The organism is Streptomyces sp. NPDC044003, assembly GCF_056435185.1.
Genome location: NZ_JBWKFA010000001.1, coordinates 1,007,136 through 1,023,512 on the forward strand (window position 1 = coordinate 1,007,136; position 16,377 = coordinate 1,023,512).

General features: G+C 73.1%; 8 protein-coding genes. 1 reads left to right on the forward strand and 7 read right to left on the reverse strand.

Features of this window, described 5'->3' with window-relative positions; translation table 11 throughout:
• Positions 1 to 50: 50 nt before the first annotated feature.
• The gene (guaA, locus tag AC07AW_RS04635; RefSeq protein ID WP_478814034.1) at positions 51 to 1,643 is read right to left on the reverse strand and encodes a glutamine-hydrolyzing GMP synthase; all 1,593 of its coding nucleotides are present in this window, start codon (positions 1,641 to 1,643) and stop codon (positions 51 to 53) included.
• 358 nt (positions 1,644 to 2,001) lie between these two features.
• Here guaA and AC07AW_RS04640 point away from each other — a divergent pair, with 358 nt between their 5' ends.
• A complete protein-coding gene (locus AC07AW_RS04640) occupies positions 2,002 to 2,295 on the forward strand; it encodes a chorismate mutase (protein ID WP_478814035.1) in 294 nt (97 codons plus the stop codon).
• A gap of 606 nt (positions 2,296 to 2,901) precedes the next feature.
• On the opposite strand, the gene AC07AW_RS04645 is transcribed toward AC07AW_RS04640, so the two are convergent.
• From AC07AW_RS04645 to AC07AW_RS04670, 6 genes are all read right to left on the reverse strand, one after another.
• Entirely contained in the window at positions 2,902 to 4,707 is a 1,806-nt protein-coding gene (locus AC07AW_RS04645; protein ID WP_478814036.1) for a GMC oxidoreductase, read from the reverse strand.
• Positions 4,708 to 4,748: 41 nt separating this feature from the next.
• Positions 4,749 to 6,416: a succinic semialdehyde dehydrogenase gene (locus AC07AW_RS04650; RefSeq protein WP_478814037.1), complete on the reverse strand. Its 1,668-nt coding sequence runs from the start codon at positions 6,414 to 6,416 to the stop codon at positions 4,749 to 4,751.
• Between the two features lie 248 nt (positions 6,417 to 6,664).
• The gene (locus tag AC07AW_RS04655; protein WP_478814389.1) at positions 6,665 to 8,278 is read right to left on the reverse strand and encodes a serine/threonine-protein kinase; all 1,614 of its coding nucleotides are present in this window, start codon (positions 8,276 to 8,278) and stop codon (positions 6,665 to 6,667) included.
• Positions 8,279 to 8,498: 220 nt separating this feature from the next.
• Positions 8,499 to 11,615: a protein kinase gene (locus AC07AW_RS04660; RefSeq protein ID WP_478814038.1), complete on the reverse strand. Its 3,117-nt coding sequence runs from the start codon at positions 11,613 to 11,615 to the stop codon at positions 8,499 to 8,501.
• A gap of 157 nt (positions 11,616 to 11,772) precedes the next feature.
• A complete protein-coding gene (locus AC07AW_RS04665; RefSeq protein WP_478814039.1) occupies positions 11,773 to 14,226 on the reverse strand; it encodes a serine/threonine-protein kinase in 2,454 nt (817 codons plus the stop codon).
• Positions 14,227 to 14,412: 186 nt separating this feature from the next.
• Entirely contained in the window at positions 14,413 to 16,119 is a 1,707-nt protein-coding gene (locus tag AC07AW_RS04670; protein ID WP_478814040.1) for a glycerol-3-phosphate dehydrogenase/oxidase, read from the reverse strand.
• Between the last annotated feature and the right edge of the window lie 258 nt (positions 16,120 to 16,377).

Consider the following 16,377-nt stretch of genomic DNA (forward strand, 5'->3'; position numbering starts at 1 on the left):
CCGCCGCCCCGGAGTGCGGGTACGGCGGCCTCGTGCGTCTGCGGGAGGGTCTACTCCCACTCGATGGTGCCCGGCGGCTTGCTCGTGACGTCGAGGACGACACGGTTCACGTCGGCGACCTCGTTGGTGATGCGGGTCGAGATCTTGGCGAGCACCTCGTAGGGCAGGCGCGACCAGTCGGCCGTCATGGCGTCCTCGGAGGAGACGGGGCGCAGCACGATCGGGTGACCGTAGGTGCGGCCGTCGCCCTGGACGCCCACGGAGCGGACGTCGGCGAGCAGGACGACCGGGCACTGCCAGATCTCGCGGTCGAGGCCGGCCGCGGTGAGCTCCTCGCGGGCGATGGCGTCGGCCTCGCGCAGCAGGTCCAGGCGCTCCTTGGTGACCTCGCCGACGATGCGGATGCCGAGGCCGGGGCCGGGGAACGGCTGGCGCTGGACGATCTCCTCCGGCAGGCCGAGCTCCTGGCCGACCATCCGGACCTCGTCCTTGAACAGCTGGCGCAGCGGCTCGACGAGCTCGAACTCGATGTCGTCGGGGAGACCGCCCACGTTGTGGTGGGACTTGATGTTGGCGGTGCCGGTGCCGCCGCCGGACTCGACGATGTCCGGGTAGAGCGTGCCCTGCACGAGGAAGGCGACCTCGGGGCCCTCCTCCTGGAGGATCTCCAGCTGCGCCTGCTCGAAGACGCGGATGAACTCGCGGCCGATGATCTTGCGCTTGGTCTCCGGGTCGGAGACGCCGGCGAGCGCGTCGAGGAAGCGCTCCTGCGCGTCGACGACCACCAGGTTGGCGCCGGTGGCGGCGACGAAGTCCTTCTCGACCTGCTCGGTCTCGCCCTTGCGCATCAGACCGTGGTCGACGTACACGCAGGTGAGCTGCGAGCCGATGGCCTTCTGCACGAGCGCGGCGGCCACGGCGGAGTCGACGCCGCCGGAGAGACCGCAGATGGCGCGCTTGGTGCCGACCTGGGCGCGGATGGCCGCGACCTGCTCCTCGATCACGTTGCCCGTGGTCCAGCTCGGCTCGATGCCGGCGCCGCGGTAGAGGAAGTGCTCGAGGACCTGCTGGCCGTGCGTGGAGTGCAGCACCTCGGGGTGGTACTGGACGCCGTACAGCTTCTTCTCGTCGTTCTCGAAGGCGGCGACCGGCACGACGTCCGTGGAGGCGGTGACGGTGAAGCCCTCGGGGGCGGCGGAGCAGGCGTCGCCGTGCGACATCCACACGGACTGCTCGACCGGGGTGCCCTCGAAGAGGGTGGAGCCGGCCTTGGAGACGTGCAGCGGGGTCCGGCCGTACTCGCGGGCGCCGGTGTTGTCGACGGTGCCGCCGAGGGTCGTCGCCATCAGCTGGAAGCCGTAGCACATGCCGAAGACGGGGACGCCCGCCTCGAAGAGCGCGCGGTCGAGACGCGGGGCGCCCTCGGCGTACACGGAGGACGGACCGCCGGAGAGGATGATCGCCTTCGGGTTCTTGGCCAGCATCTCGGCCACCGGCATGGTGGACGGGACGATCTCGCTGTAGACCCGCGCCTCACGGACGCGACGGGCGATGAGCTGGGCGTACTGGGCGCCGAAGTCGACAACGAGGACTACGTCCGGGTTGGAGACGTCGGGCGCGGCAGCGGGAGTCGCTGATGACACTACGGCGGCCTTCCGGCGGTAGGAGAGGTTCCCTCGGAGGTCCCCCGGGGGTTTCCTGGGGTTCCCTCGAAAGGGGGGCTATTTGTCGATTCTACCGGCGCGCCGGTGTCGCTTTTCGTCTCACCATCCGAACCCGGGTTGTCCCGGGGTGCGCGAAGGGGTCCATACTGTCGCCATGCGCAAGCACCCGACCTTCGTCTTTACCTATGGCAACCGGCCCACCGGCTGCCATGGTCGTGCTGCTTGAGCAACTGACAAGCGACTTCCCAGGCGCCCCGGGCCGACAAGGCCCGGGGCGTTCTGCTTGTCTCCGGGCGATGTCGCTCCAGGGCGTCCGACACCCCCGAGGAGCCCCACCATGACGACGAACACCGCCACCACCGAGAAGACCGGCGCCCGCACCGACGAGGCGGCGACGCTGATCGGCGACGCCCGTGAGCGCATCGACTCCCTCGACGACCGGATCATCGGCCTCATCCAGGAACGGATGGCCGTCTCGGCCGTCATCCAGGAGGCCCGGATCTCCTCCGGCGGCCGCCGGGTGAACCTGGCCCGCGAGATGGAGGTCCTCGGCCACTACAGGGACGCGCTGGGCAAGCCGGGCACGGCGCTCGCGATGACGATGCTGGAGCTGTGCCGGGGCCGCATCTGAGAGACGCGTGCGGGTGGGCTCCCGTACCCGAGTTCGGGAGCGCCCTCACCCGTACGGCGCGTGACCGGCTCCGGCCGGGCTTCGTTGGTCCGGTTGTCCGTGCCAGCCAGGGGCGGGCCCGTAGAAACCACGCGTGGCTTCGCTGGGGCGTGTGGCGTACCTCTCCGGTACGTCGTGGGACCTCGCACCAGCGCTCGTGACCGGACAGCAGGGGACAGCAGCCCGGTCACCCATCAAGGGCGGTCGGTCCCGGGGACGCCCGGGGCCGGCCGCAACCGGCCGATCTCCCGATCCTCCCGTCCCCCTGATCCCCCCGATCCCCTCCCCCTCGCGGCGCAACCCCCCGGCGCCGCCCCGCTCGGCACCGCAGCTGCCCTGACACCGGTGCCGACCTCAAGGGCCCCGTGCCGCGACCGGAATCGCGAGTGCGGGGCCCTTTTCACGTCCGCCGAACCTCCCCCCACAGGACGTGACGCGCGTCACACGAAGAACCTGTGCAACCGCTACAACCAATCGCGGGGACCGAAGGTCATCTATGCAGCAACACCAAAGCTGGAAGGGCGCTGCACTCGGAGGGGGGTGCAGCGCCCTTTCACGTGAACGGGCTCAGTCCTTCTTCGGCGGGACCGCCGGCATCCCCAGGAACGGCAGCCGCAGGGCGCCGAAGGCCTCGGACGGGACGGCGGGGGACTTCGGCTCGACCGCCGAGAGCCGTACGTACGCCTCCCCCTGCCGTGGGCGCGGGTCCTCCTCGCCCTTGTTCGGCCAGAAGGACATGGCGCGCTCCGCCTGGGCCGTGATCGTCAGGGACGGGTTGACGCCCAGGTTGGCGGAGACGGCCGCGCCGTCGACGACGGAGATCCCGGGGTGGCCGTGGAGCCGGTGGTACGGGTCGATGACGCCGGTCTCGGCGTCGGCGCCGATCGGGCAGCCGCCCAGGAAGTGCGCGGTCAGCGGGGTGCCCATCAGCTCGCCGACATTGGAGCCGGCGAAGCCGTTGATCTCCTCGGCGAGGAGGGTGGCGGCCTGGGTGGCCGCCTCGATCTGCGTCGGGTTGGGGGCACCGTGGCCCTGGCGGGCGGTGAGCAGGCCCTTCCCGATGCCGCCCGGCTTGCGGTAGGTGGTCAGCGAGTTGTCCAGGGACTGCATGACGAGCCCGATGATGGTCCGCTCCGACCAGCGCCGGTTGGACAGCGAGCGGGCCGCGAGCCCGGGGTGCTTGACCAGTTCGAGCAGCCACCTGCGCACCCGGTGGGCGCCGTACGGCACCTGGAGGACGGTCATGCCGCCCATGGAGTTGGAGCCCTTGCCGTAGCGGACCGGCTCGATGTGGGTGTTGTCGTCCGGGTGGATCGACGAGGTGATCGCGACGCCCTTGGTGAAGTCGACCCGGTCCTTGCCGTGCCGCTTGCGGTAGCGCCGGTCGGTGGTCTGCGAGCCGACCAGCGCCTCGGAGTTCGTACGGGTCAGCTCGCCGAGCCGGCCGGAGATGCGGGGCAGCAGCCCGGTGTCCTTCATCCGGTGGAGCAGGGTCTGCGTGCCGTACGTGCCGGCGGCGATGACGACCTTGCGGGCGGTGAAGGTCCGGCCCGCGCCCTTCTTCTTGTTGTCGGTCGGCAGGGTCCTGACCGCGTAGCCGCCTCGCGAGTCCTCGGTGACCGCGACGACCGAGGTCAGCGGGTGGACGACCGCGCCCGCCTTCTCGGCGAGGTAGAGGTAGTTCTCGTTGAGGGTGTTCTTGGCGCCGTGGCGGCAGCCGGTCATGCACTCGCCGCACTCGGTGCAGGCCTTGCGGGAGGGACCCGCGCCGCCGAAGAACGGGTCCGCGACCTCGCCGCCCGGCTTCGCCTTCGCCGTCCCGTCGCCGTCCTCCCCGTCCCCGAAGAACACGCCGACCGGCGCCATGTGGAAGGTGTCGCCGATCCCCATCGCCTGGGCCGTGGCCTTCAGGTGGACGTCGGAGGGCGTCATCGTCGGGTTGAGGCGCACGCCCAGCATCCGCTTGGCCTGGTCGTAGTAGGGCGCGAGCTCGGCACGCCAGTCGGTGATGTCCTTCCACTGCGGGTCGTCGAAGAACGGCGCGAGCGGCTCGTAGAGGGTGTTGGCGTAGTTCAGGGAACCGCCGCCGACGCCCGCGCCGGCGAGGACCATGACGTTGCCCAGCAGATGGATGCGCTGGATGCCGTACAGGCCGAGCGCCGGCGCCCACAGGAAGTTCTTCAGGTCCCAGGAGTTCTTCGGCAGCTCGTCGCGTGCGAAGCGGCGCCCGGCCTCCAGGACGCCGACCCGGTAGCCCTTCTCGGTGAGGCGGAGGGCGGTGACCGATCCGCCGAAGCCGGAGCCGACGACGAGGACGTCGTAGTCGTACGAACTGTCCTCGCCCTGATTCTGGGCAGGGGGTACCGCGGTCATGGCTCTCCTCGTACGAAAAAGGGGGCGGGTGGGACAGAGGGTCAGCGCAGGCGCAGGGCCTTCATCGCCTTCAGGGACACGCTCATGAACGCGGCGTACTTCTCGTCGTCCATCCCGAAGGACGGCGCGAGCGGGATCAGCCGCTGCTGGGCGACGGTCTGCGCCTCGGTGTACTTGAGGATGCCCTCGGAGCCGTGCCGGCGGCCGAGCCCCGAGTCCTTCATGCCGCCCATCGGGGACTGCACGCTGCCGTACGCGGGCGCGTACCCCTCGTTGATGTTGACGGTTCCGGTGCGCAGCCGGGCCGCGACGGCGTGGCCGCGGCGCGAGTCCTTCGTCCAGACGGAGGAGTTGAGGCCGTACGGGGTGGCGTTGGCGAGCTCGACGACCTCGTCCTCGTCCGTGAAGCGGTAGATCGAGACGACCGGGCCGAAGGTCTCCTCGCCGCAGACGGCCATCGGGGCCTCGACGCCGTCGAGGATGGTGGGCTCGTAGAAGAGGGGGCCGATGTCGGGGCGGGCGACGCCGCCGGCGACGAGCGTGGCGCCCTTGGCGACGGCCTCCTCGACGTGCTTGGTGACGGTCTCCAGCTGCCGCTCGCCGACGAGGGAGCCCATGTCCGCCCCGTACGCGAGGGAGCTGCCGAGGCGCATGGCCTTGGTGCGGGCGGCGAAGCGCTCCAGGAAGGCGTCGGCGATCGACTCGTGCACGTACAGCCGCTCGATGGAGATGCAGAGCTGTCCGGCGGAGGAGAAGCAGGCGCGGACGGCTCCGGCGGCGGCCTTCTCTATGTCGGCGTCCTTGAGGACGAGCATCGCGTTCTTGCCGCCGAGTTCGAGGGAGACGCCGACGAGCCGGGCGGCGGCGCCCCGGGCGACCTCGCGGCCGGTGCGGGTGGAGCCGGTGAAGGAGACGTAGTCGGCGTGGGCGACGACCTCGGGGCCGACGACCGGGCCCTCGCCGAGGACGACCTGGAAGACCTCGGCGGGGAGGCCGGCCTCGATGAGCAGGTCACGGGCCCAGAGCGCGGTGAGCGCGGTCTCGGTGTCGGGCTTCATGACGACGGCGTTGCCCGAGACGAAGGCGGGGAGCGCGTCGCCGACGGAGAGCTCGAGGGGGTAGTTCCAGGGGGCGATCTGGCCGACGACCCCGCGCGGCTGGCGCAGCTCGGTGACCTTGGTGAGGGTCGGCACGACGCCGGTGTGACGCTTGGCGCGCAGGTAGGAGGAGGCCTTGCGGCCGTAGTGGCGGGCGGCGACGGCCACCGCCTGGACCTCCTCGTGGGCGTGCAGGCGGGCCTTGCCCGTCTCCAGCTGGATGAGGTCGAGGACCTCGGCCTGCCGCTGGAGGACGAGGTCGTGGAAGCGCAGGAGGACGGCGGCGCGGGTCCGGACGGGGGTCGCGGCCCAGGCGGCCTGGGCGGTACGCGCGCGCGTGAAGGCCTCGGCGACGTCCTCGGGGGTGGACTCGGGCAGGTCCGCCAGCTTCTCCCCGGTGAAGGGGGTGTGGTTGGCGGTCCGGCCGGAGCCGACGACTCCGCGCGTGAGCCGGGCGACCAGCTCGGGCGTGACGACGTCGGCGGCGGTCCGCACGCCGGCGGGCGCGGGCGCGACCGGGTTGTTCGCGGCGGCGGGGGCGGCCGGACGGGCCGCCTCTGCGGCGGTGTCGGCGGGAACCGTGGGGGCGGCGGGGGCCTGCGAGTCCGTCATGAGGGCGAGCGTAGGCCGCGTGCCGACCTTTGGGTACCCGTCGGTAACGCGTTTTCACCCTCTCCGCACATCGCGCCAGCGATCACTGGCACATAAGCCCTGATCAGGGGCTTACGGCCAGTGGAGGCCGACCACGGAGATTTTCCCGCCCTCGAGTCCGTGCCCGAGCCCGTGCCCGAGTCCGTGCCCGAGTCCGCCCCCGAGTCCGCACGTGCGTCCGCACCCGAGTCCGTGCCCCGCTCCGCCGCTCACTTGTCCGGTGCGCGCCAGTGCTGGACGACGATGTCGAACTGCTCCCGGGTGGTCTCCCAGCTCGACTCCGGCGAGGACATGTAGATGGCGTACTCGGTGCCGTCGTCCTCGTAGTACATCTGGTCGATCGCGTGCCGCGGCCCGGGGAAGGTCTTCTTCTCGGTCCAGCTGAACTCCCACAGACAGGAACGGACCTGGTCGCGGTAGGGGGTCTGGAGCAGCTTGATCCGGTCGTAGTCCATGCGCTTCCCCAACTGGCGCTCCAGGTCGAGGGCGTGCATGTACGGGTTCTCGAAATCGGGGCTCTTGTCGATGCTGATCCGGATGCGGTGGCGGCCGTTGTCCGGGGTGTAGTCGATCTGGTCGCGCTCGGTCTGCCGCTTCCAGCCGTCCGGTACGAGGAGGCTGAAGCCCTCCGGGTCCTTGACGCGGTGCCAGCCGGCCGGGATGCCGTCCCCGGCGCCCTTGGTGGCGGGGGAGGCCGCCGGTGTGGTCCGGCCGCCGTCGCCGCCGGCGGCGCGGTCGCCGCCCGCGTAGTTCATGGCGGCGAAGACGGCACCGCCGGCGACGACCCCGGCGAGCAGCGCGGCGAGCACGGCAGAACGCCAGCGTCCCCGGCCGGAGGAGGACGGGGAGGAGGGCGCGAGGGTGGGGTGGGGCCCCTGAGGCTGGTGGGGTGCGGAGGACGGCTGGGGCTGCCGGCCCGACTGGGGCCACTGCGCCGTGGCCTTCCGGGTCCCGCCCGCCAGGATCTCCGTACCCGTACCGTCCGCCTCCTGGATCTCGCGCGCCGCCGCGTCCAGGTCCTCCCTGGCCACGCGCTGGGTCGGCACGTACGCCTGGGCCGCCGTCGGCTCGCGCCCCTCCATCGCGTCGAGCAGCATCCGCTCGGCCTCGTCCGCGCGCGGTCGCTGCGCCGGGTCCTTGCGCAGCAGGGCCACGATGACGGAGGCCAGCGGGCCCGCCTTCTCCGGGTACGGCGGCTCCTCGGTCACCACGGCCTGCATGGTGCTGATCGGGGACGTGCGGCGGAACGGCGAGGTGCCCTCCACCGCCGTGTAGAGCGTGGCGCCGAGGGACCACAGGTCGGAGGCGTGGCCCGGATCGCCGCCCTGCACCCGCTCGGGCGCCAGGTAGTCGATGGAGCCGACGATCTCGCCCGTCCGGGTGATCGTCGAGTCCCCCTCGATCGCCGCGATCCCGAAGTCGGTGATGAGGACGCGCCCGTCGCGCGCGAGCAGCACGTTGCCCGGCTTGACGTCCCGGTGCAGCACCCCGGCCGCGTGCGCGGCACGCAGCGCGCCGACGACGTGCAGCCCGATCCTGGCCGCCTCGCGGGGCTCGATCGTGCCGGCCTCCTTGGCGGCGTCGGCGAGCGAGGGCCCGTCGACGTACTGCATGACGATCCACGGCCGGTTGTCGTGCTCCAGGACGTCGTGGACGGTCACCACACCCGGGTGCGTGATCCGCGCGGCGGCCCGCGCCTCCTTCTGCGTACGGGCGTGCAGCACGAGCCGGTCGGCCTCGGCCACGAACCGGCCCGCCGTCAGCTCCTTGACCGCCACCACGCGGTGCAGCACCTCGTCGTGCGCGCGCCAGACCTTGCCCATGCCGCCGCGACCGATGGACTCGCCCAGCCGGTAGCGACCGGCGAGCAGCAGCCCCGATCCTGTGCTCTGAGAAGCGCTCTGAGAATGTTCCACTTGCCCCCGCCCGTTCCTTCTGATGCCAGGTTACGGAGGGGGGTACGGGCTGCGGAACCTCGGGGCGGTCATAGGAACAGCACTGTGACCGGGGGCCGGTGGGACATTCGTATCAGCCTCCCGGACGTCAACGCCCCGGACGGAACCCCTTCGTGGCCTGCTCGTAGATCTCCGACACCTTGTCACGCTCGCTCTCCGGCCCGATGACCTGCACGACGTGGTACCGACCGCCGTCGATCAGGGCGAGGTTGCGCACGAACACCTCGCGGCCCGTGCTGTCCAGCCAGGTGTAGGACCCCTCGGCCGTCGGCGTCCGGCCGATGTCCACCCGGCGCGCCCTCTCCACCCGCGACCAGCTGGACGAGCGGTACGGCGCCAGCTCGCGCTCCTTGGCGTTCTGGTACTCCAGCGGGTCCGAGCCGTTGTCCCGGACGCTGTCCCGGCCGGGCACGACGATCAGCGTGAAGTCGCCGCCGGTGTAGCGCACTTGCCCGGCGTCGTTGATCGGGCTGCGCCGCCACCCCTTCGGAACCCCGATCCGGAAGCCCTCCGAGTCCTGGCGCAGGTCGTACCCGGCGGCGAGCGCGGGGGCCGAAGTATCCGCGGGGGGTGCGGTGGTGGCCGGTCCGGTCGTCGGTGTGCCGGTCGGTTCCGTCGACGGCTTCGCGGTCGGTTCGACGGGCGGCTTCGAGGTCACGGCCGGGCCGGTCGTGGGCGCGGTCGGCGTACGCGGCTGCTCGCCCTCGCGGGGCATGAACAGGACGGCGTACGCGACGGCTCCCGCGAGCAGCAGGAAGATAAGGATCAGGAGCGTACGCCCCAGGGAGCGCGGGGAGCCCTGGGAACCCGGTGCCCGGGAGGACGACGGGCGCGCGGACCGGGGCGCGCGGGGGGCGCGCTGCGGGATCTCCTCGTCGAAGTCCTCGCGGAACATCTCCCGGAAGCCGTCCCGGGACTCGTCGCGGAACCCTTCGCGGTGATCCGGCTGTACGCGCGCGTGCCCGTACTCGTGGCCGAACTCCACGTCGTGTTCGAGGTCGTGGCCGAGTCCGGGTCCGCGCTCGGAGCCCCGCTCGGTGCCCCGCTCGGGGCCCCACGAAGCCTCGCGCCCGGTCGCCGGGCGCGGGTCCTTGCCGCGCTTGTGGCGGTGGCGGCCCGCCCCCGCTCCCCCGCGCCACCGGCGCACCAACTCGCCGCGCCGGCGCACGATCGGCAGCCGCGCCTCGTCGAAGGACGGCAGCGGTACGACTCCGAGCCCGGCCTCCGGCTCCGGCGCCGAGCGGACCAGGGAGCGCAGCCAGCCGCGCAGCTCCTCGAAGTCGGGGCGCTCGGTGGGGTCCTGGCGCAGCAGCGACTCCACGACCGGGCGCAGCGGCCCGCACTCCTCGGCGAAGGCCGGCGGCTCGGCGCAGACCAGCTGGACGAGCTCGGCCGCGCTGTCCTCGGGGTACGGGGCATGGCCCTGGACGGCCCGGTAGAGGAGCGCGCCGAGCGCCCACAGGTCGGTCGCGGGTGTGATCGGCGGCGCGAGGCGCCAGTTCTCGTGCACGGGTCCGGCCTGCTCGGGCGCCCAGCGCTCGGTCACGGCGCCGACGACCGCGATCCGGGTCTGGCGGGCCCGTTCGGCGGCGAGCCGCGTGGTGGGACCGCGGTGCGCCTGGGCCGGGATCGCGATCGGCGCCTTCTCGCGGGGCGCGGCCTGGGCCGGAAGCCGCGCGGGATCGGGGGTCGCCGCCGTGTACCCGGCGGGCAGCGCCGGGCGGCCCGAACCGGGCAGTACGGAGCCCCCGCCGGCCGGGATCGGCCCCGAGCCGTCCCGCGCGGCGTGCGGGCCGTCGCTCCAGCTGCCGGCCAGCATCACGCGCGGCGGCGGGCCGGCCTGCGGGCCGCCGCCGTACGGCTCGTCGCCGTCGTCCTCGTCGTCCTCCTCGTCGTCCGCCACCCGCGCCCACCACTGCGGTTCGGGCGCGCCGGACGCCTGCGCCGTGGGCGGCGGGGGCGGCTCGGGCCCTTCCGGCGGCGCGGGGCGCTGGACGGGGAGCGCCCCCGTCTCGCCGAGCCGGGCCGCGGCCCGCGCACCGGCCCGGTACGCGGCGATGGCCCCGGCCCGCGCGGCCCGCACGTCGGCGGTGGGCGGCGTGGCCAGGGGCTGCGTCTCGGCGGCGGCCGGCGCGGCCCGCCCGTAGGGGTCGGCACCGTAGGCCCCGTAGGGACCGGGACCGGTGCCGGTGTCGGTGTCGGTGCCGTCCGAATCGGGGGGCACCTGGCGGTCGGGGGCCGCACCGTACGGCTCGCCACCCGACCCGCCGTCCGGCTCCTCGCCGACCTCCTCGTACACCTCGACGTCGTACGCCTCGGGGTCGTACACCTCGGACTCGTACGCGTCGACGGGCTCGAACGCGTACGGCTCCCGCTCGTACGGCTCAAGCGCGTACGGCTCACGGGCGTACCCCTCGGAGCCGTACGCGTCTGCGGCCTCGTACTCCTCCGCCCCGTACTCCCCCGCTCCGTACTCCTCCGCCGCATACGCATCCGCCGCCTGAGCACCCGGTTCGGGCTCGTCCGGCTCGTGGAGCTCCGGCTCGTGGAGATCCGGCTCATGGAGCTCCGGCTCCGCGGCCGGGAGCGGTGCGAACTCGTCGGCCTGTTCCGGGACCGGGGCGTAGCCGCAGAGGGCCTCCTCGGCGGCGCCCACGGCGAGGCCGGTGAGGACCACGCGGCCGTCGTCGCAGACGAGCACGGTCCGGGCGGTGATGTTCCGGTGCACCCAGCCGTGCGCGTGGAGGGCGCGCAGGGCGGTGAGGACGTCGGCGCCTATCTCGGCCGCGCGGTACGGGTTGAGGGGCCGCTCGGCGAGGAGCGCGGCCAGCGGTCTGGCCGCCACGCGCTCGCTCACTATCCAGAGCGATCCGGCCTCCGCGAAGACGTCGAAGACCTGGTCGAGCAGGGGATGGTCGGGGATCTGCGCGGCCGCCTGGGCCGCCTCGATGGCGCGGCGCACGACGGGCTCGGCCGGCCTGCGGGTGGCCTGGCCCGTACCGCCGTGGGGCCCGGCGGGACCGCCCTGTCCGTCGAGGACCTCGGCGTCGACGAACTCCGGCAGCGGCACCTGGCGGACCAGGACCTCCTGCCCGCTGTAGGTGTCGAACGCGCGCGTCTCCACCGGTTCGTACGCGTCGGCGTCCGCCGGCGGCAACGGCAGGCGGTAGCGGTCGGCGAGCACCCTTCCCGCGTAGTCGTCCACGACGCCTCCCCCGCGCGCACGCTGTCCCCCGTGGCCCGCGGATCCCTCGGGATCGGGCGGGATCACGCGAGTTTCGTCAGTTCCGGTCCGGCCCCGAGCAGTTGACGACTCTGTTCGGCTGCGTTCGGTCCACGAACCTCACGATACGTGCCACCGGTCAGTCCTTGGGGCTGAACGTGGCGAACGCCGTCTCCCGCAGCGTCTTGCACTCGGCGCCGTTCCACTCGTCCGCCGCGCAGCTGACCATGATGGAGTAGCCGTGCGTGGCGTCCACCTTGAAGCCGCGGTTGAGCACGTGGACACGGATGCCCTTCTGGGTGCGCTCGAACTCCCAGTCGGCGACGGTCGGGTAGCCCTTGTACGAGACCGTCCTTATGCCGAGGTGCTTGTAGTCCTGGCTGGTGGCGGCCACGCCGTACCGGGCGAGCTCCCAGGCGCTCGCCGCGTCGTCCTTCGGGCTGCCGTTGTAGTCGACCTGGACGCGCGGGAAGCCGCCGCTCTCGCTGAAGATCGCGCCGAGCGAGTATCCCGGGATCGAGCGCTGCTTGAAGGACGCCGGCATCGCCATCGAGAAGTGCAGCGGGCCGTTGGTGACGAGGGTGTAGCCGGCGGGCAGCTGCTTGCCCGCGTCGCCGCCGGGCTTCCCGGAGGGCGTGGTGCCGTTCTGCCCGTCCGTGGACCCCGTGGACCCCGTGGACCCCGTGGTGCCATCGGTGCTGCCCGTCGATCCCGTGGCGCCGTTGTCGCCGGGCTGGGTGCCGCCCTGCTGGCCGGGGCCACCGCCCGAGGACTGGCCCTGGGCGCCGCCGGAGCCGCCGGCTCCACCGGTCGAGGCGCCGGCCGAGGCCGTGGTGCCCCCGTCGCCCTTGCCCTGATTGCCCTCGTCGCCTCCGCCGCCGAGGGAGACCGCGAGGATCGTCCCGAGCACGGCGAGGACGGCGACCGCGGCGATGATCACCAGGGTGCGGCGCGGCACGACGTCGGTCAGCGGCGCGCGGGTCGGGGCGGGCTTCCCGCCGCCCCGCAACGGCTCGGTCGCCGGTCGCGGCGCGGGCTTCGGCTCGGCCTTCACGGAGGCGGCCGCGTTCCGTACGGACTTCAGCGCGCCCCGCATCCGCTCGGCGGCCGCGTCGGGACCCCGGTCGGCCGCCGGGGCCACCGGGGCCTGCTCGGGGTGCGGCGGCAGCGGTATGACGGTGGTGGCCTCGGGCGAGACCGCGGGCGGCGCCTCGGGCGCGTCGAGCACGGCCCGCAGCAGGACCCGGGCGCGGGCGTCGTCGAGCCGCTGCGCCGGGTCCTTGGCGAGCAGGCCGTAGATGACCTGCTTCAGCTCGGGGCCGGCGTTCTTCGGCGGGTCGACCGGTTCGGTCATCACGGCCGTCAGGGTCGCGATGGCGGAGCCCTTGTCGTACGGCGGGCTGCCTTCGACCGCGGCGTAGATGAGGCCGCCCAGCGACCACATGTCGGCGGCGGGACCGGGCTTGTGGCCGCGGGCGCGCTCCGGGGAGATGTAGGAGGGGGCGCCGACGAGCATGCCGGTGGAGGTGATGGAGGGGTCGCCCTCCACCTGGGCGATGCCGAAGTCGGTGAGGACGACCCGGCCGTCCTCGGCGATGAGGACGTTGGACGGCTTCACGTCGCGGTGCAGGATGCCCTCGCGGTGGGCCGAACGCAGCACGTCGAGGATGGCGAGGCCGACCTCGGCGGCGCGCCGGGGAGTGAGCGTGCCGTCCTCACGGATGGCGTCGGCGAGGGACTTGCCCTCGATGAGCTCCATGACGATCCACGGACGGTCGTCCTCGTCGACGACGTCGTAGACGGTGACGGCGCCGTTGTTCCGGATCCGGGCGATGGCCTTCGCCTCGCGCAGGGTCCGGGTGATGAGGCGCCGCTTCTCCTCCTCGTCGATGCTGGTGGGGAAGCGGAGCTCCTTGACGGCGACGGTGCGGCCGAGGGTCTCGTCGACGGCGCGCCACACGGTGCCCATGCCGCCGCGGCCGAGGACCGCGCCGAGCCGGTAGCGGCCCGCGAGCAGCCGACCCTCGCCGGCCGGTTCCTTGCGGAACCTGTCGCCGCCGCGCGTGCCGCCGGCGGACGGCCTGCGGTCGCTCTCGCCGTCGCCGTCCCCGGCGCCGAAACCGGCCCGCCCGGTCGACGGCTCGGTACCGCGCAGCCGCCCGGACGCGACGGCGTCGTCAGCAGCGGTCCCGGTCCCGGACGCGACCGCGTCGCCACCGGCGGTCCCGGTCGCGACGGCGCCGTCACCCGCGGTCCCGGTCGCGACAGCGCCGTCACTGGCGCTCCCGCTCCCGGTCCCGGCCGTGCCCGAACCCGTCGCCCCTGCCGCCGGAGCGTGCTGAGGGCCCTTCACAACCTGAGCGTCCTTCACGTCCCCGGGGGCCTCCCCGGGCTTCGCGTCCTCGACGCCCCGCTCCGGTCCACGCGCGTCCTCCGGGGCTTGCGCACCCCGGCTGACCTGCGCGTCCTCGGTGTCCCGCGCCGCCTCACGCGCGGCCGGGACCGCTCCTCGGTCGCCGTCGGTCGCGGCCCCCGCGGCGGCGTCCCGCCTGGGGTCCCTCGCCTTGTCCCGCGACTGCTCCGCCTCCGACATGCGTCCCCTCTGCGATCCCTGATCTTCGCCGCGTCTGCCGCTTCCCGCGCGATGCGGTAACCCGCCCTGGAAGAGAGGCCATTGTCCCTCACCTCGGGGCGGGTGGCGCCCCCGGGTCCGCACTCCGGGATACGACGCCCCCGGGCGCCCCCGAGGTTCCCGCGGGACAGGGATCCGGACGTCCCGTCAGATCGGCACGATGTCAGGCGCCCCGAGCCGCGCGGCGTCCGCCGTCAGGTCGTCGGGCTGGCGCTGCGACTCGCGCTCGGCCTCCACCCGCTTCTCGTAGTGCTCGACCTCCTTCGCGACCTGGCTGTCGTCCCAGCCGAGGACCGGTGCCATCAGTTCGGCGCACTCGCGGGCGCTGAGCGTGCCCCGGTCGAAGGTCTCGATGGAGATCCTGGTCCGCCGGGTGAGGACGTCGTCGAGGTGGCGGGCGCCCTCGTGCGAGGCGGCGTAGACGATCTCGGCGCGCAGGTAGTCCTCGGCCGCCGCGAGCGGTTCGCGGAGACCGGGGTCCGCCGCGATCAGGTCGAGGATCTCCTCCGTCAGGGAGCCGTAGCGGTTGAGGAGATGCTCGACCCTGACGACGTGCAGCCCGGTTCTCGCGGCGATCCTGGCCCGGGCGTTCCACAGGGCGCGGTAGCCCTCGGCGCCGAGGAGCGGGGTGTCCTCGGTGACGCAGGGGGCGACGCGCTGGTCGAGCCCGTGCACCGCCTCGTCGACGGCGTCCTTCGCCATGACGCGGTACGTCGTGTACTTGCCGCCGGCCACGACGACGAGGCCGGGGACCGGGTGGGCGACGGTGTGCTCGCGGGACAGCTTGCTGGTGGCGTCCGACTCGCCGGCGAGGAGGGGGCGCAGGCCCGCGTAGACGCCCTGGACGTCGTCCCGGGTGAGCGGGGTGGCGAGCACGGTGTTCACATGCTCCAGGAGGTAGTCGATGTCGGCGCTGGAGGCGGCGGGGTGGGCCTTGTCGAGGTCCCAGTCGGTGTCGGTGGTGCCGACGATCCAGTGGCGTCCCCAGGGGATGACGAACAGCACGGACTTCTCGGTGCGCAGGATCAGTCCGGTCGTCGAGTGGATGCGGTCCTTGGGCACGACGAGGTGGATGCCCTTGGAGGCGCGGACGTGGAACTGGCCGCGCTCCCCGATGAGGGCCTGGGTGTCGTCCGTCCACACGCCGGTGGCGTTGACGATCTGCTTGGCCCTGATCTCGTACGCGACCCCCGCCTCGACGTCCTGGACGCGCGCGCCGACGACCCGCTCGCCCTCGCGGAGGAAGCCGATGACGCGGGCCCGGCTGGCGGCCTTGGCGCCGTAGGAGGCGGCGGTGCGGACGAGGGTGGTGACGAAGCGGGCGTCGTCCATCTGGGCGTCGTAGTACTGCAGGGCGCCGACCAGGGCGTCCTTCTTCAGGCAGGGCGCGACGCGCAGGGCGTTCCGCCGGGAGAGGTGCCGGTGGACGGGGAGGCCGCGGCCGTGGCCGGAGGAGAGCGACATCGCGTCGTACAGCGCGACGCCCGAGCCGGCGTAGAACCGCTCCCAGCCCTTGTGCTGGAGGGGGTAGAGGAAGGGGACCGGCTTCACCAGGTGGGGGGCGAGCCGCTCCAGGAGGAGTCCGCGCTCCTTGAGCGCCTCCCGTACGAGGGCGAAGTCGAGCATCTCCAGATAGCGCAGGCCGCCGTGGATGAGCTTGCTGGACCTGCTGGAGGTGCCGGAGGCCCAGTCGCGGGCCTCCACGATGCCGGTGGAGAGCCCTCTCGTGACGGCGTCGAGGGCGGTTCCGGCGCCGACGACTCCGGCGCCGACGACCAGCACGTCCAGCTCTCGCTCAGCCATGGCCGCGAGCGCCTCGGCGCGCTCGGCGGGTCCCAGTGTCGCTGTCCTCACGCTGCTGCCTCCCGTCGTCCCCCGTCTGTCCGGCGCGCGGCGCACACACGAGCCGTGCGGGCGCCGCAGGCCGCACCGGCCGTGCGTACACGAACCGTGAACCGGGCCCGTGTGGTCCGGCTCACAGCTCGATTCTGGCCCGGTCCCGCGACTTCAGCCACCGCCTCGCCGCCGACCTGTGGATAACACTCGGCGACCTTCGACCACACAATGCCGCATGTCGGTCATATTTACGCCTAGTCTGACAGTGCACTCGAC

What these genes read in the sequence shown, in the direction of transcription:
- AC07AW_RS04640 (WP_478814035.1), top strand. Translation starts at nt 2,002, where the DNA reads ATGACGACGAACACCGCCACCACCGAGAAGACCGGCGCCCGCACCGAC.
- AC07AW_RS04645 (WP_478814036.1), bottom strand. Translation starts at nt 4,707, where the DNA reads ATGACCGCGGTACCCCCTGCCCAGAATCAGGGCGAGGACAGTTCGTAC.
- AC07AW_RS04650 (WP_478814037.1), bottom strand. Translation starts at nt 6,416, where the DNA reads ATGACGGACTCGCAGGCCCCCGCCGCCCCCACGGTTCCCGCCGACACC.
- AC07AW_RS04655 (WP_478814389.1), bottom strand. Translation starts at nt 8,278, where the DNA reads ATGGGCAAGGTCTGGCGCGCGCACGACGAGGTGCTGCACCGCGTGGTG.
- AC07AW_RS04665 (WP_478814039.1), bottom strand. Translation starts at nt 14,226, where the DNA reads ATGTCGGAGGCGGAGCAGTCGCGGGACAAGGCGAGGGACCCCAGGCGG.